A 17268-nucleotide genomic window follows, 5' to 3' on the forward strand; every position below is an offset into this window, starting at 1 on the left:
GAGGTAGCGGGCGGCCTTGCCCGGATGTGGTGTTGAGTATCGGGTCGCAATCGCCGTCATGCATATCGCTCCCGCCTTTCCGAACCTCTCGGTTCTGCTGATCGATGCCAGCCCGCATTACCGGCGCATCATCCGGACGATGCTCTATCAGGCGCAGCTGCAGCGGATCTTCGAAGCGGCGGACCTCGCCGGCGCGGCGACCATGTTCATCCAGAAGCAGCCTAACATCGTTATCCTCGACTGGGATCTGCCGGAGGGGGACAGCATGAAGTGCCTGGCCTCGATCCGCTCCTTCAAGACCTCGCCCTTCGCCAAGGCCCCGGTGCTGGTGATGATGGAGAAGCCCGACCGCCGCGCGGTCGTCCAGGCCGCCAAGCTCGGCGCGCACGAGATCATCGTGAAGCCGATCTCGCCGAACAATCTCTGGCTGCACCTGTCGGGGATCATCAACATCCCGCGCAAATACAAGGAACAGAACGGCGCGATCACCCTGGTTCCGCGGGCGATCAGCAACAGCCTGTTCTGAAGCGTCCTTCCCGCGGAAATCCCGGGTGGAGGGCCTGCCGTGCGTGTGCATCGCAGATGCCCCGAAACGGTCACAATCCTTGCCGGCGCGGCCAGCGCTTAGTGAAATTTTTACCAGTTCCGTGACAGCCTCCAGCTACGATTCATAGGTTGCGCCGCCGTGGTCATCACCGTTTCCTTGCCGCCGCTTCTCGGCCGTTCCGAGGCCGCAGCCTTCCGAAATCAACTCCTGGTCGCGCTGGAACAGCGGGAAAGCGTCAGCGTCGAATGCGCCGGCGCCGGCCCGTTCCCGAGCCTGTGGATCCAGCTTCTGCACGCGGCCGCGGCGAGCGCCGCGGTGCATGGGCTGACTGTCTCGCTCAAGGCGATGTCCGAGGAGTGCCGTCAATCCTTCCAGGCGATCGGCTTCGATTTCGCCCAAAGCGCCCTCGTCGTGGAGTGAATGCGATGCGTATCCTGGCAATCGACGACACCAAGACCTTGCTCAGCCTGCTCAGCATGACGCTGCGCAATGCCGGGCACGAGGTCGCCGAAGCCGAGAACGGCGAGGAAGGCCTCGCGCGCTTCGACCAGTTCAAGCCCGACCTCGTGATCACCGACCTCAACATGCCGGTGATGGACGGCATCGAGTTCACGCGCGCCTGCCGCGCGCGGCCGGCCGGGCAGAACACCCCGATCATCGTGCTGACCACCGAGAACGGCGCCGAGATCAAGGCGGAAGGCCGCCGCGCCGGTGCCAGCGCCTGGATGGTCAAGCCGTTCGAGCCCAACACCCTGCTCGGCCTCGTCGCCCGCTACCAGAACTGAGGCGACTCGATGGATGCTCTGGCCGAACTGAAACAAACCTTCTTCCAGGAATGCGAGGAGCTCCTCGGCGCGCTCGAGCAGAAGCTCCAGGCGCTCGACGAGGGCTCGCGCGATTCCGAGGACGTCAACGCCGCGTTCCGCGCCATCCATTCGATCAAGGGTGGTGCGGGTGCCTTCGGCTGCACGGAGCTCGTCGCCTTCGCGCATGTCTTCGAGGCTTCGCTCGACCATCTGCGCTCCGGCCGCGTCGCGCTCGAGGATGCTCCCTTCAGCCTGTTCCTGCGCTGCTCGGATGCGGTGTCGGATCTCGTCGCGGCCGCCCGCAATGACGAGCCCGCTCAGGCGCGCCCGGACCTGCTGGCCGCGCTGGAGAAGGTCGGCCAGGCCAAGCCGGAAGCCCCGGCTGCCGTCAGCGACGAGCCGCCCGGCATCGCGGCACTTGGCAATCTGCTCGCCATGGTCGAGGCCAAGACCGCCGCGCCGGCTGCTTCTGCGGCCGATGATGGCTGGGATGACGAGCCGGTCGCGGCCGTCGCCGCGCCGCGCCCCGGCCGCGATGTCTGCGTGCGGATCAGCCCCGAGAGCGACCTGTTCCGCCGGGTGATCGAGCCGCGCGTCGTGATTGGCAGCCTGCCGGCCGAAGAGATCGTCTCCGTGACCTGCGATATGAGTCAGGTCCCGGCACTCGAAGCGCTCGACGTCACCGACTGCCATATGCGCTTCAACGTGATGCTGCGCACCGAGCTGCCGGTCGAGGAGATCGTCGCGAAATTTGATTTCACCCTCGCGAACGAGGAGTTCGAAGTCGAAATCATGCCGGCGGCAGCCAATGACGATGTGGTCGAGGAGACTGCTGCGCCGGTTTCCGAAGTCCCGCAGAATGTCGCGGCCGACCTCTCCGCGATCCTCGCCCGCCTCGGTCCGGCGCCGGCTGCCGCTGCCCCTGCCGAGGTCGCTCCGCCGCAGGCGCCTGTCGCCGTGGCGGCTTCCGCCCCGCCGCCGCCAGCGGCTCCGCCGCGTCCCTCCGCGAAGCCGGCGGCCAACGATGCGGCTGCCGCGCGCCAGCGCCAGGCCGTCAGCGTGCGCGTCGATCTCGACCGGATCGACCGGCTGATGAACCTAGTCGGCGAGATCGTCATCACCCAGTCCATGCTGGTCGAATGCGTCCGCTCGCTGCCCTATGACGTCTACGCCAAGACCGCCGAAGGCATCCTGACCCTGTCGCGCCAGACGCGCGAGTTGCAGGACCATGTCATGGCGGTGCGTGCCCAGCCGGTGAAGGCCGTGTTCCAGCGCATGCCGCGCCTGGTGCGCGAGCTCGCCCAGACGCTCGGCAAGGAAGTGAAGCTCGTCCTCGAGGGCGAGAACACCGAGGTCGACAAGACGATCATCGAGGAGCTGGCCGACCCGCTGACCCATATGATCCGCAACTCGATGGATCACGGGCTGGAGACGCCTGACGAGCGCATCGCCGCCGGCAAGCATCCCGAAGGCACGATCAAGCTGATCGCCGAGCATCGCGCCGGCCGCATCGTGATCTCGGTCACCGATGACGGACGCGGCATAGGCCGCGACAAGCTGCTGGCCAAGGCGCGATCCCGCGGCCTCGTCGGACCGGACGAGAAGCTGGCTCCGGAGGAGATCGACCAGTTGATCTTCGCCGCCGGCCTGTCGACGGCCGAGGCGGTCAGCGACATCTCCGGCCGCGGCGTCGGCATGGATGTGGTCCGCCGCAACGTCGAATCCCTCGGCGGGCGCATCAGCGTCGATTCCGAGCCCGGCCGCGGCTGCAAGTTCACACTCGCTCTGCCGCTGACGCTCGCCGTTCTGGAAGGCATGGTGATCCGCTGCGGCGACGACCGCTACGTCATCCCGATCGCCAGCGTGATCGAGACCCAGCACCTCGCCAACACGCCGATCGAGCACCTGACCTTCGGCCAGGAAGTGCTGCGCTGGCGCGGCGAGGTCACGCCGCTCTACCGGCTCGGCGCCGTCATGGGCTCGTCCGGCACCCGCGACGAGAACATCATCATCATCGCCGAGACCGAGCGCGGCGGGAATGTCGGCATCGCGGTCGACGAGATCGTCGGCCAGCAGCAGGTCGTCGTGAAGAGCCTCGAAGCCAATTACGGCACCGTCAACGGCGCCTCGGCCGCGACGATCCTCGGCGACGGCCTCGTCGCCCTCATCCTCGACGTCGATTCCATGCTGCGCCTGGCGGCTGCCGGCGGCCGCCAGACTGCTCCCGAACTCAAATTGGCTGGATGACCATGACCCTGCAACTCGGCGAAAAGCACTTCACCTCGGCGCAGCCGGAATCGGCGGCGCGCCGGATCGTTACCTTCCGCGTCGGCGACCGCACCTTCGGCATCGATGTCGGCATGGTCCGTGAGATCAAGGGCTGGCAGGCGACGACGCCGCTGCCGCATGCGGCCCCGCATGTGCGCGGCGTGCTCAACCTGCGCGGCGTGATCCTGGCGGTCTACGACCTGCGCACCGCGATCGGGCTCGGCGTCACCGACGCGACCGCGACCCATGTCATCGTCGTCGTCGATGTCGAGGACAAGACGGCCGGCCTGCTGGTCGACTCGGTCTCCGACATCGTCGACGTGCCGGTCAGCGCGGTTCGTCCGGCGCCGGACCTGGAGCGCGACGAGCACGGCCTGATCGAGGGCCTGGTGCTACTCGAAAACGACATCGTGGCGCTGCTCGATCTCGCGGCGGTCATCAAGGACGGCGGTGACGTCACGGCGCGGCAGGCCCGCGCCAACTGAGGCGTCGGAAGACCGCCCGAGGACGCCCGCCAACGCGCCAGAGGAACCTGCTCGCCTGCCACTGCCCCGAAGAGACCAACAGAGCCGATGAGCATGATGCCGGCGGGCCTTTCGAAACTGACCTTCAAACTGCCTGCACTGTTCGCCGGTGGGGCGCTGCTCGCCGCCACTGGGGTCACGATCGCGGTGCAGCAGGCGACGGCGGCAAAGCTCGCCGCGCTCGGCCTCGCCGGTCAGCAGGCCGAGACGGTGACTTCCGCCATGCTCGGACCGGCGCTTGCCTTCGGCACTGCCGGGATCGCCGTCGCAGCCGGACTCGGCTGGCTCGTCGCGCGTTCGCTGGCGAGGCAGCTGGCGGCGATGCGCGAGGGCTCCGAGCAGCTGGCGCAGGGCAAGGAAGCCGATCTGCCGGAGCTGGCGCGCCGGGACGAGGTCGGCGAACTCGCCCGCAGCCTGCAGCAGCTCCAGGACAGCAGCATCGAGGCCAGCCGCATCCGCGCGGCCCTCGACGGTTGCCGCACCAACATCATGGTCTGCGACGCGCAGGCGCGCGTCGTCTTCGCCAACCGCTCGTTGCTGAAGTTCTTCGCCGAGGCGCAGGACGATTTCCGCATCGCCTTTCCCGGCATTTCCGCCAAGGACATGCTCGGCAAGGTGATGGACGTCTTCCACAACCAGTCGTCCGGCGGGTTCGTGGCCGGCGGCATGCGCTCGCTGCGTTTTGCTCTGGGGCGGCGCACCGTCGCGCTGACTTTGAGCCAGATGGTGCAGGCGGACGGGCGGCTGCTCGGCGCCACGATGGAGTGGCGCGAGCTGACGGATGAGGTCGCGGCCGCTAACGAGGTCGCCGATGTTGTCTCGGCCGCAGCCGAAGGCGACTTCTCGCGCCGCATCCCGCTCGCCGGGAAATCTGATGCGCTGGCGCGGATCGCCGAGGGCATCAACCAGATCAACGTCATCGTCGAAGGGGCGGTGGGCGAGTTCGCCGAGGTGCTCTCCGGCATGGCGGACGGCGATCTCAGCCAGCGCATCGACGGCGACTATCAGGGTCTCCTCGCCGAGCTCAAAGCCGGCCTCAACGAGACCATGGCGCGGCTGGCGCAAACCGTCTCCGGCATCCAGGGGACCTCGGGCCATGTCGCGACGACCGCCGCCGAGATCCACAGCGGCGCCGCCGACCTTGCCCGGCGCACGGAGGACAGCGCCGGCAACCTCGAGCAGACGGCGGCGACGACCGAGCAACTCGCCGCTTCAGTGAAGCAGAGCGCCGAGCGCTCGCGCCGGGCGACGGAACTCGCAGGAGAGGCGAAGGGCGTCGCGGAGGCAGGGCAGAAGGTCGTGGCCGATGCCGTCGGCGCGATCGAGCGCATCGAGGCGTCCTCCGCGCGCATTTCCGAGATCGTCGCAGTGATCGACGGTATCGCCTTCCAGACCAATCTGCTTGCGCTCAACGCTGCCGTGGAAGCCGCTCGGGCCGGTGATGCCGGCAAGGGCTTCGCGGTCGTCGCTTCGGAAGTGCGGACACTGGCGCAGCGTTCGAGCCAGGCGGCCAAGGACATCAAGGGCCTGATCGTCAACTCGAACGAGCAGGTGGCCGATGGTGTGCGCTTCGTGCGCCATACCGGGGAAGCGCTGAACCGGATCGTTGCGGCGGCCGGGCAGGTCTCCAGCACGGTGGCCGAGATTTCCGAGGCCACGGCCGAGCAGGCCGGCGGCATCGAGGAGATGAGCCAGGCCGTCGCGCACATGGACGAGGCGACCCAGCAGAACGCGGCGCTGGCCGAGCAGAGCGCAGGCTCGGCGAACAGCCTCGCCAGCCAGATTGAGGCGCTGCGGAACCTCGTCGCCTTCTTCCACACCGGCGAGGTCCAGGCGCGCGCCGCGACGATCCATACCGGCCTTGCCGCGCCGTCCCGGCCGGCCGCCGCTGCCCCGGTTGCGCCGAGGCAGGCCGCTGCTCCGGCCAAGCCGCATCGTCATGCCGAGATTCGTTCGCGTGCGACCGAGCCGCGCCGCAAGGTCGCCGGTGGCGGGCGCTTCGAAGAATGGGCGGAGTTTTAAAGTCTTTGCGTGCTCAGAGTCCGACAATGCTAGCTCCGCCGCCCCAGGCCGAACCCACACTGACCCGCGACGACATGGGTTTCGTCGCCAAGCTCGTCTACGAGCATGCCGGCATCGTCATCCGCGAGCACAAGGAGGCGATGACGCGCGGGCGGCTGGCGCGCCGCGTCAAGGCGCTGGGACTGAACTCCGTCGCCGAATACTGCGCCTTCCTGAAGACGCCGGCCGCGCTCGACGAGATTCCCGAGCTGATCAACGCCGTCACCACCAATCACACCGCCTTCTTCCGCGAGCGCCACCATTTCGACCATCTGCGCGGCGAAGTGCTGCCGCGCCTGATCCAGGAGCGCGCCGCGCGGCGCGGCCGCATCCGGATCTGGTCCTCGGCCTGCTCCTCGGGCGAGGAGCCGTACAGCATTGCGGCGGTCTCGCGGGAGGTGATCGGTCATCGCAGCGATCTCGATTTCAGGATCCTGGCGACCGATATCGACACCGATATTCTCGACCGTGCAGCTGCCGGGCTCTATCCGGCTGAACAGTTCGAGCGGTTGCCGGCCGATCTGCGCCCGCTCCTGCGCCTGGAGGGGCAGGCGGGCCGCGGCGAGGCGCGGATCAGCGACGACCTCAAGCGTCTGATCGCCTTCAAGCGGCTCAATCTGATCGAGAGCTGGCCGATGAAGGGCGCCTTCGACGTCGTCTTCTGCCGCAATGTGTTCATCTATTTCGATACGCCGACCAAGGCCGCGATCCTCGATCGTTTCGTCTCGCTGATCCATCCGGGCGGCTTTCTCTATCTCGGCCATTCGGAATCCCTGCCGCAGCCTCATCCCAAGCTTCGGCTGATCGGCCGGACGATCTACGAGCGCACGCCATGAGCACTGCCCAATGAGCCTTGCCCGATCCTCACGGCGCTATTTCGATCCGCGTTTCGACGCGACCATCATCACGGTCGCGCCCGGCGAGCATGAGATCACCTCCGCGAAGGACGAGATCGTGGCGACGGTGCTCGGTTCTTGCATCTCGGTCTGCATGCGCGATCCGCATATCGGGGTCGGCGGGCTCAACCATTTCCTGCTGCCGAAGAACAATGGCGGTTCCGACACCAGCGCCGGCGAGCGCTATGGCGACACCGCCATGGAGGTGCTGATCAACGGGCTGCTCAAGCGCGGTGCCAGGCGCGGCCAGCTCGAGGCCAAGGTTTTCGGCGGCGCGCGCGTGCTTTCCGGCGCCACCATGCTGGCGATCGGCGAGGGCAACATCACCTTCGTCAACGAGTTCCTCGCCCGCGAGGGCATCCCGGTCGTCTCCCGGGATGTCGGTGGCACCCGTTCGCGCCGCATCCATTATCAGCCCACGACCGGGCGCGCCTGGGTCCAGCATGTCCAGCAGGCCGCGCGCGATCCCGAGCGGGAGCAGGAACTCGCATACCTCAACCGCCTCAAGACCCAGCCGGTGGCGGGCGAAGTGGAGATCTGGTGATGGGCATGCTGAACCCCTCCGCCGGCCCGGTGAAAGTCCTCGTCGTCGACGATTCCGTGCTGATGCAGAAGCTGATGACGCAGATCATCAACTCGACGCCGGGCTTCCAGGTGATCGGCGTCGCCGGCAGCGCCGAGGAAGGCTGGGACGCGATCCAGGAATTGCGGCCCGACATTCTGACGCTCGATCTCGAGCTGCCGGGACGGCACGGACTGAAGCTGCTTGCCCGCGTGCTGAAGCAGGACCCGCTGCCGGTGCTGATCGTCTCGGCTTTCGGCGGGCCGGGCGCCGACAACACCATCCAGGCGCTGGAGCTCGGCGCAATCGACTTCATCGAGAAGCCCGACGGTACCACCCATACGCTCGACAGCTTCATGAAGCACGTCGGCACGGCGCTGCAGCGGGCCTCGGCCAGCCGGCGTCTGCTGATGGCGGCACGCGCGGCCAAGGAAGCGCCGACGCCCAGTGCGCCGGCCCCGAGCCGCCCCGCCATGGCGCGCGAGATCAGCCGCACCGTCGGCAAGTCGCCGCTGATCGCGATCGGCGCCTCGACCGGCGGCGTGCCCGCCGTCCAGGTGGTGATGCGCGATCTCGCCTTCACGCGGCTGCCGATCGTCGTCGTCCAGCACATGCCGGCCGGCTATACTGCGAAGTTCGCGGCGCGGCTTGCGGCGGCGACCGGGCTCGATGTCCGCGAGGCCGTTGATGGCGACCGGCTGCGGCCCGGCATGGCCGTGGTTGCGCCCGGCGGCCACCGGCATCTCGAGATCGAGGAACGCCGCGGTGAATTCGTCTGCCAGCTCAGGGAAGGACCGCTGGTCAGCGGACACTGTCCGTCGGTAGACGTGATGTTCCATTCGGTGGCGCGGGCAGCCGGTGCGCAGGCTGTTGGCGTGCTGCTCACCGGCATGGGGCGCGACGGCGCTGACGGTTTGTTAGCCATGCGCAAAGCCGGGGCCGAAACGTTAATCCAAAGCGGTGAGACCTGTGTGGTAAACGGGATGCCGAAAGCCGCGTTCGAGATCGGCGCCGCTGACCGGGCCGTCGCGCTCGACCAGATCGGTGGTGTCGTCGCGGGATTGATCGGCGAGCGGCCGCATCAGCGGACCGCGTGAGGAGAGCACTATGACAAAGGCGAGAAGCGATTTTCGCATCCTCGTGGTCGACGACCAGAAGAGCATGCGCGGACTCGCGACCTATTTCCTGAAGCAGATCGAGTTCCAGGACATCGACGAGGCGGAGAACGCCCGCGAAGCGCTGATGAAGATGCAGACCAAGCGCTATGATCTGCTGCTGCTCGACTGGAACATGGACGGGATGAGCGGCATCGACCTCTTGCGCGCCATCCGCTCGGTGCCCGAGCTCAACCAGATCAAGATCATCATGGCGACCTCGGAGCGTTCGGTCGACAAGATGGACGAAGCGACGACCAATGGCGCCGACCATTACGTCGTGAAGCCATACGAATTGCGCGACCTCGAGGTCAGGGTCAAGAAAGTCCTGGCCTGCTGAAGTCGCCGACCATAGCGCGATGCTAACGAAGCCCCGGTCGCAAGTCGGGGCTTCGTCGTTTGCGCACAGACCGAGGTTGGAACGGTGTAAAAAACCGGCTCCCACCTTTTCTCATTTTGCTCTACGATGTGTTCCGATCTCGCCGGAGCCAGCCCATGCGTCTCCACCGCCGTCAGGTCCTCGCGTTGCTAGCCTGCCCGTTAATCGCCGAGGCGAACGCGGCGCAGGGCGTCAGCAACGCCTATGCCTTCAGCTTCGACAGGGCCGAAGGCGGCAGGGTCCCGCTCGAAGCCTATCGCGGCAAGCCGATCCTGATCGTGAACACCGCCACCCGCTGCGGACTGGCTGGGCAGTTCGCCGGGCTGGAGCAGCTCTGGCAGCGCTACCGCACGCGCGGGCTGATGCTGATCGCCGTGCCGAGCAACGATTTCGGCGGGCAGGAGCCGCTCGCCGGAGCTGCGATCGCCGAGGCGGTGCGCCAGAGCCATGGGGCTAACTACCTGATTACCGAGAAGGTCGCGGTGCGCGGCGAGGCGGCCCATCCGTTCTACCGTTGGGCGGCGAGCCAGCGCCCGGCCGAGACGCCGAGCTGGAACTTCCACAAGTACCTGATCGGCCGCGACGGCAACCTCGCCGGCAGCTTCAGCTCGCGCACCGACCCGGTCTCGCCCGAGCTGGTTCAGGCGATCGGGCAGGCGCTGGAGAAGCGGCGCTGAGCGGAGCGATGCCGGGAGAAGCGGCCGGCGCAGCGCTCAGTTGCGGGCGTAGATGTCCTCGATCCTGACGATGTCGTCCTCGCCGGTATAGGAACCGACCTGGACCTCGATCAGTTCGAGCGGGATCTTGCCCGGGTTCTTCAGCCGATGAGTGCAGCCGATCGGCAGATAGACCGACTCGTTCTCGTGGACGATGACGGTACGCTCGTCGACGGTGACCTCGGCGGTGCCGGAAACCACGACCCAGTGCTCGGCACGGTGGAAGTGCTTCTGCAGGCTGAGCTGGCCGGCCTCATTGACGTGGATGCGCTTGACCTGGAAGCGATTGCCGATGTCGATGCGCTGGTACCAGCCCCAGGGCCGGTAGATGCGCAGATGCTCGCTGGCTTCGGGCCTGCCGCTCGCCTTCATCTGCTCGACCAGGGTCTTGACCTTGCCGGCCGCCGCCATCGAGGCCACCAGTACGGCGTCGCGGGTCGAGACCACGACGACGTCGTCGAGCCCGACAACCGTGGTCAGCATCTCGTCGCTGCGCACCAGGGAGCGGCGGGTGTCGATCACCACCGCAGGGCCTTCGAGCACGTTGCCGTCGCCATCCTTGGGCTTGATCTCGTGAATCGAGTCCCAGGCGCCGATATCGGACCAGTCGAAGGAGGCGGCCAGCATGCCAGCCGATTCGGTGCGCTCCATCACCGCGTAATCGATCGAGATCTTGGTGGCGCGGGCGAAGCTTTCCGGATCGAGCCGCAGGAAGTCGAGGTCGCGCTTCGCCTTGTCGACGGCCGCCTCGGCGGCTTCGAGCACCGCCGGGGCGTGGCGGGAAAGCTCGCCCAGCATCGTCCTCGCGGCGAAGAGGAAATTGCCGCTGTTCCAGAGATAACCCTCGGAGAGGTACTGCGCCGCCAGTTCGAGCTTGGGCTTCTCGACGAAGCGCGCAAGACGGCTGGCCCCGGGCTCGGCGAGCTTCTCGCCCGGCGCGAGATAGCCATAGGCGGTCGAGGGGTGCGTCGGCGGAATGCCCAGCGTCATGATCAGGCCGGCGGCGGCGATCCCCGCGGCGAGCTTGCAGTCGTGGCGAAAGGCCTCGGCATCGACGACGACGTGGTCGGAGGCGAGCGCGACGCAGACTGCATCGGGACCGCGACGGCTGGCCATGACCGCGCCGACGGCGATGGCGGCGGCTGAATCGCGGCGCTCGGGCTCAAGCACGATCTCGCCCTCGATCCCGCAGGCGAGCATCTGTTCGGCGGCGATGAAGCGGAAATCGTTGTTGGTGATGACGATCGGCGTGTCGAAAGCCGGATCGGCCAGCCGCTGCAGCGTCGCCTGGAAGGTCGAAAGCCCACCCGCCAGCAGCGGGATGAACTGCTTGGGCATGGTATCGCGCGACAATGGCCAGAGCCGGGTTCCGGATCCGCCGGCCATGACGAGCGGGGTGATCTTGGGCGAGGGCATCTTGCGTTTCCGGCAGCGAGCGAGGCGTTTTCGGCCCCCTCCTTACGGCAACGAAGCTACCATCCAATAAACGGCGCCGCTGAGCGCCTTGCCCGGGAGCGCTCAGCCTTTCGGTTTCTGTCCCGGGCGGAAGGCGACGATCACCGCCGGATCGGTCTCGAGATAGGGTCCCTCGATCAGGTCTATGCAGTACGGGATCGCCGGCATGACCGCGTCGAGGCATTCGGCGATGGCGCGCGGGCGGCCGGGCAGGTTGACGATCAGCGATTTGCCGCGGATGCCGGCGAGTTGGCGCGAGAGGATCGCGGTCGGCACCTTGGCGAGGCTGACCTGGCGCATCAGCTCGCCGAAGCCGGGCATCAGCTTGTCGATCACGTCCTCGGTCGCTTCCGGCGTGACATCGCGCGGGGCCGGGCCGGTGCCGCCGGTGGTGACGATCAGGCAGCAGCCCTCGACATCGGCGAGTTCGGTCAGCGTGCGGGCGATACCGACGCGATCGTCGGGGATGACGCGCGAGACCGCCTGCCAGGGGCTCGCCAGCGCCTTGCCGAGATAGTCGAGGATCGCCGGGCCGCCTTCATCGGCGTAGACGCCGGCCGAGGCGCGGTCCGAAACGGTGACGATGCCGATCTTCGCAGGTGACGTCATGGCCTGTCCTCAAACCCGGTAGAAATCGCGGTACCAGCGCACCATCCGCCCGATCCCTTCGGCCAGCGGCGTATGCGGGCGAAAATCGACGGCGGCCTCGAGCGCCGAGACGTCGGCGGCGGTGCGCAGCACGTCGCCCGGCTGGCGTGGCTTCATCTCCATGACCGCCTTCCGGCCGACGGCCTGCTCGATGGTCGCGATGAACTCCATCAGCGGCACCGGGGCGGAGTTGCCGATATTGTAGAGCCGCCACGGTGCCGAGGAGGTCGCGGGGCTGGGCTCGTCGCCGGACCAGGCGGGATCGGCGGTGGCGATGGTGTCGAGCGTGCGGACGACGCCCTCGACGATATCGCCGACATAGGTGAAGTCGCGCTCGTGTCGGCCTTCGTTGAAGACCTCGATCGGCTCGCCGGCCAGGATCTTCCGGATGAAGATCATCGGTGCCATGTCGGGCCGGCCCCAGGGACCGTAGACCGTGAAGAAGCGCAGGCCCGTGGTCGGCAGCCCGTAGAGATGGGCGTAGGCATGGGCCATGCCTTCGTTGGCCTTCTTGGTTGCGGCATAGAGGCTGACGGGATGGTCGGCATTGTCCTCGACGCGGAAGGGCGTGCGGGTATTGGCGCCGTAGACCGAGCTCGACGAGGCGTAGACCAGATGCTCGACGCCGTTCTGGCGGCAGCCTTCGAGGATATGGCCGAAGCCGGTCAGATTGCTGTCGAGATAGGCCTGCGGATGGGTGATCGAGTAGCGCACCCCCGCCTGGGCGCCGAGATGGACGACGCGCTCGAAACGCCCTTCGGCGAATAGCGCCTGCATCGCCTCGCGGTCGGCGAGATCTAGCTTCTCGAAGCTGAAGCGGTTGTGGCCGGCGAGGCGGTCCAGACGCGCCTGCTTCAGGGCGGGGTCGTAATAGTCGTTGAGATTGTCGATGCCGACGACCTCGTCGCCGCGTTCGAGCAGGACCCTGGCCGTCTCGTTGCCGATGAACCCGGCTGCTCCCGTCACCAGAACGCGCATCGCCTTCCCAAGCTGCTGTCGAACGCCTCGACGACGTCTATCGGTCAGCGCGCGGCCACGGTCAACGCGCCGTGCCGTCGGTTGAGCCGAGCTTGCGGTCGCGCCATTGTCGCAAGAGCATCCGCCCGCGGGCGGCGAGCCGGGGCAGGTGCGAACCGGCCGAGCCGATCGCGATGATGACATGCGCCGTGGCCTGTCGTTCGCCCCAGGGATAGGCGGAGGCATCGACCCGGTCGCCGGCACCGCTGTCGAGGCGGAAGGGCCGGCCGGCGGTGAGATCAGCGCGCAGCATCTCGATGGCGAGGCCACGGCCGGGCGAGAGCCGGGCGAGGGACTCGTCATAGGCGATCTTGAGGAAATGCGCCTGGCCGGCGAAATCGAGCAGGACGCCGGCGGCGATCGGGGCGCCGTCCAGCCGAAGCAGATCGATCCGCGCCATATCGGCTTGCGCGAAGCGGTCGATGACGTCCCGGAAATAGGCGGCGTCGACGGGAAGCTTCGCCAATGCCGTGCCGTTCGTGCCCTTCCAGCCGGCGGCTTCGAGCGCAAGGAAGTCTTCCAGCGCGGTGACGGCTTCGGCGCCGCGATGGCGGCCATAGACGAGCGCGCCGGCCTTCTCCAATTGGCGGTGCTGCTGCAGCCGCTTCTTGTAGCCCTGGCCGAGGGCGCGGCGCAGATAGGTCTCGGACGTGTCGCCCGGTTGCGGGGCCGCCATGGGACGCTCCCAGCATTCGAAATGATGCAGGGCGCTACCGGTTTCGGCGCAAGCCTTCTGCAGGGCGGCGAAGCTCTCGCCCGCCATGGGAAGCAGCGGCAGCCGCAGCAGCTTCGGCAGGTCGGGGGCGCCGGCGAGGAAGCGCAGCAGGGCGAGCAGCGCCGGTCCGGCACGCTCGCTATCCAGCACCGGAGCGGAAGAGACCTCGTAGAGAGGCATCAAAGGTGCCTGCAGCATGGTCGTGAAGCCGGTATGGGCGCTGCGCAGCTTGCGGAAGGCCCAGACGCCGAGCAGGCGGGCATCGGGTGCTTCGGCGCTGAGGATGACGATGTCCTCTGCTTGCTTCACAGGGCCCGCCAGGGCTGCGGCGATGGCAGCGGGAGCCATGTGCAGGTTCGGCGCTTCGGCGCGCAGGCAGAGTTCGGCGAAGGCGCCCGCCATCTCGCCATAGCTCGCCGCCGAAACGCGGCGGACGCCGATCCCTTTGCTCATGTCCGCCTTAGGTCGCGCCGCAGGGACAGCACGAAGGCGATCACCTGAGCGGTGGCGCGGTAGAGCTCTTCGGGAACGGTGTCTTCGAGCTCGACGGCGGAAAGGGCCTCGGCCAGCAGCACATTCTGCTCGACTGCGACATCGTGCTCGCGCGCCGTCTCGACGATCTTCTGCGCGATCTCGCCGCGGCCCTTGGCGGTGACGCGTGGCGCGCCATGCCCGTCATATTCGAGCGCGACCGCTACCTGCCGGGAAAGCGGATCGGTCATGAGCGACGATCCAGGAACTGGCCGGAAGCGGCCTTGGCCGGGCGCGGCTGGCCCGTGTGGATTTCGAGGGCGGCGCTCTCGAAGCGGGCCTGGATCAGCGACGCTTCGAGGCCAGGCCCGGCCCGGCGCAGCAGCCGGCTGGTCTCCTCGCGTTCGGCCCAGAACGAGACCGAGATGGCGCGGCCCTGCAAGGTCACCAGCCCCTGGAGCGCGCCAAGCGGCTCGGCATCGAGCCCGAAGCGGACCCGCCAGATCGGTGCCTCGGGTGTGGCGGTACCTTGTTGTGGCGGGTCGCGCTCGATCTCGAGAGGCAGCATCGCGGTGCCGTTATGGAGGGCGAGCGGGATTTCGGCGAGCCAGCGTGCCGGAGCCTGCGTTTCGCTGCGAGCTGCCTCGGGCGGCAGCGAGGCGTATTGCGCCAGTGTGATCCGGTCGAGTCCCGCCTCGGCCTGTTCGAACAGCGTCTGGGCGATGGCGGGGGGACGCGATGCTGGCGTCAGGCTGGGTTCCTGCACCGGCTGCGGCGTCAGCAGCCCTGGGCGCGGCATGGCAGGGCGGGAATCTACGGCGGGCGTAGTCGAGGCGTTCGGGCCGGGTGATGCCGCGGAGCGCGCCGGCGCCGTTTCGTCCTCGGTGGCTCTCGGGTTGCTGGCCGGCAGCGGCTGGATCGCGGGGCGCAGCAGGTCGCGCAGTGCCTGGAGCCCGGCCTTGAGATCCGCTTGGGGCGACCGCGCTTCGCCATTGGCCTGGCGGGCTTCGAGGAAGAGGCCGGAGCGCGCGACTGCCTTGCGCAGCGTCTCGGCGGTGAGCGGCTTGCCCTCGGCCGGCAGGCGCTGGGCGAGGATCTGGTCGACCAGCGCGAGCAGCGGCTTCGGCAGGACGAGCGCTACGGAACCCTGTGCGAGCGCGCCGAGATTGGCGAAGAGCGGGGCGAGGCTGTCTTGCCGGGCGATCGCCGGCCCGAGCAGCGGCCCGGCGATCGCGCGTGGCGAGGCTGGAGCGGGCGAGGGCTGGGTACTCGGTGCGGAGATCGTGGCATTCGCCCGCTCCGCCGGAAGCGGCGAGGCAACGGACAGTGCCGCGGTAGTGGCAACAGGCGTCGAGATCGATGCAGCGGCGGCGCTGGCCGCGGGAAGAGGGACGCTCACGGTCGTCGTCGAAGGCAGGGCCGGAGCTCCGGGGCGTGGCGTCGTCGGTGCCGTCTGGGCCGGGGTTGCTGTCTGGCCTGCGGTCAAAGCAGGTTCGCCGGATGGAGCTGGGCGTGTGCCGACCAGTACGGCCTGCATCGGGGCGCCGGGCTTGGCCGGCTCGTCGAATCTGAGTAGCAGGCTGGCGCCCGGTTGCAAGGCGGTCTGCCGGGCTTCCGGCCCTGCCAGCAGCAGCGCGATCTTTACGCCGTTGACGAGCGCGGTCGCGTTGCCCTCGCCATCGAGCGACAGCAGCCTGGCCTCGACCGTGCTGCCCGCCTTCAGGCCCGCGCTGTTCAGCGCCGCGAGCAAGGTCGCGAAGTTCTGGCTCTGCGCGAGCGTGGCGAGGTTCGCCTGAATGGTCGGCTGAACGGGCATGGGCGGAGCCTGTCACGAAAGGTTGAGGATTTCCTTGCGCAAGGTCGCCCTGCGCCGGTCGCGCTGGTGCGGGCGGGGCGTATCGGGCAGGTTTCCCGTTCCCCGTGGAGATCGACATGAACTATCGTCAGCTCGGCCGCTCCGGCCTCAAGGTCTCGCCGCTGTGCCTGGGCACGATGATGTTCGGAGGGGCGACGCCGGAAGCGGAGTCGCGCGCCATCATCGACCATGCCGCTGCGGCCGGGATCAACTTCATCGACACGGCCGACGCCTATTCTGACGGGCGATCGGAGGAGATCGTCGGGCGCGTCATCGCCGGCAATCGCCATGACTGGGTGCTGGCGACGAAAGCGGCCAACCCGATGGGGCCCGGGCCGAACCAGCGCGGTCTTTCGCGCAAGTGGCTGCTCCAGGCCTGCGATGCCAGCCTGAAGCGCCTCGGCAGCGATTTCATCGACATCTACTATCTCCACAAGGAGGACCATGACACGCCGCTTTCCGAGACGGTTCGGGCGGTCGGCGATCTCGTGCGGCAGGGCAAGATCCGTCATTTCGGCGTCTCGAACTTCCGCGCCTGGCGCGTCGCCGAGATCTGCCGGCTCTGCGACGAGTTCGGCATCGACCGGCCGGTGGTCAGCCAGCCCTATTACAATGCGATGAACCGCATGCCGGAGGTCGAGCACCTGCCGGCCTGCGGCTATTACGGGCTCGGCGTCGCCAGCTATTCGCCCCTGGCGCGCGGCATTCTCACCGCCAAATACGAACCCGGACAGGCGCCGCCGGAGGGCACTCGCGCAGGGCGCGCGGACCGGCGCCTGATGCAGACCGAATGGCGCGAGGAATCGCTGGTGATTGCCCGGCAGATCCGCGACCACGCCGCGGCGCGCGGCATGACGCCGGTGCAGTTCGCGGTGCTCTGGGTGCTCAACAACAAGCTGCTGACGGCTGCAGTCGCCGGGCCGCGCACCATGGAGCAATGGCAGGGCTATCTCTCGGCCCTCGATGCTTCGTTCAGCGCCGAGGACGAAGCGTTGATCGACGCGCTGGTGCCGGCCGGCCACCCCTCGACCCCGGGCTATTCCGACCCGGCCTATCCGCTGGAAGGCCGGGTGGCGCGGACGGGGTGAGGGCGCTCCCCTTTTCCCTTCCGCTCCGCGGGAGAAGGTGGCTCGAAGGGCGGGATGAGGGTTGAGCCGACCGATCCGTCATGCTCGCCCTTGTGGCGAGCATCCA

The 17268-nt window shown here is 67.9% G+C and carries 18 protein-coding genes; 12 read left to right on the forward strand and 6 right to left on the reverse strand.

All coding sequences use genetic code 11. The features are described from left to right. Positions 1-58 precede the first annotated feature (58 nt). The 11 genes from DK26_RS10555 (at position 59) to DK26_RS10605 (ending at position 9874) form a co-directional block, all read left to right on the forward strand. A complete protein-coding gene (locus DK26_RS10555; protein ID WP_066471558.1) occupies positions 59-526 on the forward strand; it encodes a response regulator in 468 nt (155 codons plus the stop codon). 159 nt (positions 527-685) lie between these two features. Continuing rightward, complete coding sequence (locus DK26_RS10560) at positions 686-967, forward strand: STAS domain-containing protein (protein WP_066471563.1); 282 nt, start codon at positions 686-688, stop codon at positions 965-967. A 5-nt stretch (positions 968-972) separates the two neighbouring features. Beyond that, positions 973-1332: a response regulator gene (locus tag DK26_RS10565; protein ID WP_066471565.1), complete on the forward strand. Its 360-nt coding sequence runs from the start codon at positions 973-975 to the stop codon at positions 1330-1332. Positions 1333-1341: 9 nt separating this feature from the next. Then, the gene (locus DK26_RS10570) at positions 1342-3600 is read left to right on the forward strand and encodes a chemotaxis protein CheA (RefSeq protein WP_066471568.1); all 2259 of its coding nucleotides are present in this window, start codon (positions 1342-1344) and stop codon (positions 3598-3600) included. Between the two features lie 2 nt (positions 3601-3602). Beyond that, positions 3603-4106 carry a chemotaxis protein CheW gene (locus tag DK26_RS10575; RefSeq protein ID WP_066471570.1) on the forward strand — a complete coding sequence of 168 codons (504 nt, stop codon included), beginning with the start codon at positions 3603-3605 and terminating at the stop codon, positions 4104-4106. 87 nt (positions 4107-4193) lie between these two features. Then, on the forward strand, positions 4194-6167 hold the full coding sequence (locus tag DK26_RS10580) for a methyl-accepting chemotaxis protein (RefSeq protein ID WP_066471573.1): 1974 nt from the start codon (positions 4194-4196) through the stop codon (positions 6165-6167). Positions 6168-6193: 26 nt separating this feature from the next. Next, positions 6194-7042, forward strand: coding sequence for a protein-glutamate O-methyltransferase CheR (locus tag DK26_RS10585; protein WP_184231648.1), 849 nt, complete (start codon positions 6194-6196; stop codon positions 7040-7042). A 10-nt stretch (positions 7043-7052) separates the two neighbouring features. After that, positions 7053-7646, forward strand: coding sequence for a hypothetical protein (locus tag DK26_RS10590; RefSeq protein WP_066471579.1), 594 nt, complete (start codon positions 7053-7055; stop codon positions 7644-7646). Continuing rightward, positions 7646-8761 carry a chemotaxis-specific protein-glutamate methyltransferase CheB gene (gene cheB, locus DK26_RS10595; RefSeq protein ID WP_083533135.1) on the forward strand — a complete coding sequence of 372 codons (1116 nt, stop codon included), beginning with the start codon at positions 7646-7648 and terminating at the stop codon, positions 8759-8761. The genes DK26_RS10590 and cheB overlap by 1 nt, the downstream gene beginning before the upstream one ends. Before the next feature lie 10 nt (positions 8762-8771). Continuing rightward, positions 8772-9158, forward strand: coding sequence for a response regulator (locus tag DK26_RS10600; RefSeq protein WP_066471581.1), 387 nt, complete (start codon positions 8772-8774; stop codon positions 9156-9158). A gap of 155 nt (positions 9159-9313) precedes the next feature. Then, on the forward strand, positions 9314-9874 hold the full coding sequence (locus DK26_RS10605) for a glutathione peroxidase (protein WP_066471583.1): 561 nt from the start codon (positions 9314-9316) through the stop codon (positions 9872-9874). A gap of 36 nt (positions 9875-9910) precedes the next feature. Here DK26_RS10605 and DK26_RS10610 read toward each other — a convergent pair whose 3' ends face one another. The 6 genes from DK26_RS10610 to DK26_RS10635 form a co-directional block, all read right to left on the reverse strand. Further along, on the reverse strand, positions 9911-11329 hold the full coding sequence (locus tag DK26_RS10610) for a mannose-1-phosphate guanylyltransferase/mannose-6-phosphate isomerase (protein ID WP_066471585.1): 1419 nt from the start codon (positions 11327-11329) through the stop codon (positions 9911-9913). A 102-nt stretch (positions 11330-11431) separates the two neighbouring features. Then, positions 11432-11977, reverse strand: coding sequence for a molybdopterin adenylyltransferase (gene mog / locus DK26_RS10615; RefSeq protein ID WP_066471588.1), 546 nt, complete (start codon positions 11975-11977; stop codon positions 11432-11434). Between the two features lie 9 nt (positions 11978-11986). Next, positions 11987-12994: an NAD-dependent epimerase gene (locus DK26_RS10620; RefSeq protein ID WP_066471591.1), complete on the reverse strand. Its 1008-nt coding sequence runs from the start codon at positions 12992-12994 to the stop codon at positions 11987-11989. A gap of 61 nt (positions 12995-13055) precedes the next feature. Beyond that, on the reverse strand, positions 13056-14201 hold the full coding sequence (locus DK26_RS10625) for a GNAT family N-acetyltransferase (RefSeq protein WP_066471593.1): 1146 nt from the start codon (positions 14199-14201) through the stop codon (positions 13056-13058). Then, positions 14198-14470, reverse strand: coding sequence for an EscU/YscU/HrcU family type III secretion system export apparatus switch protein (locus DK26_RS10630; protein WP_066471595.1), 273 nt, complete (start codon positions 14468-14470; stop codon positions 14198-14200). The genes DK26_RS10625 and DK26_RS10630 overlap by 4 nt, the downstream gene beginning before the upstream one ends. Beyond that, positions 14467-16035, reverse strand: coding sequence for a flagellar hook-length control protein FliK (locus tag DK26_RS10635; protein WP_066471597.1), 1569 nt, complete (start codon positions 16033-16035; stop codon positions 14467-14469). Before DK26_RS10635 ends, DK26_RS10630 begins: the two co-directional genes overlap by 4 nt. Positions 16036-16151: 116 nt before the next feature. Between DK26_RS10635 and DK26_RS10640 the strand changes: the two genes are divergently transcribed. After that, positions 16152-17162, forward strand: a complete 1011-nt coding sequence (locus DK26_RS10640) for an aldo/keto reductase (protein ID WP_066471599.1) — start codon at positions 16152-16154, stop codon at positions 17160-17162. Positions 17163-17268 lie beyond the last annotated feature (106 nt).

The sequence above is a fragment of the Allobosea sp. WAO genome, from assembly GCF_001509835.1.
In the GTDB taxonomy this organism is placed as follows: Bacteria; Pseudomonadota; Alphaproteobacteria; order Rhizobiales; family Beijerinckiaceae; genus Allobosea.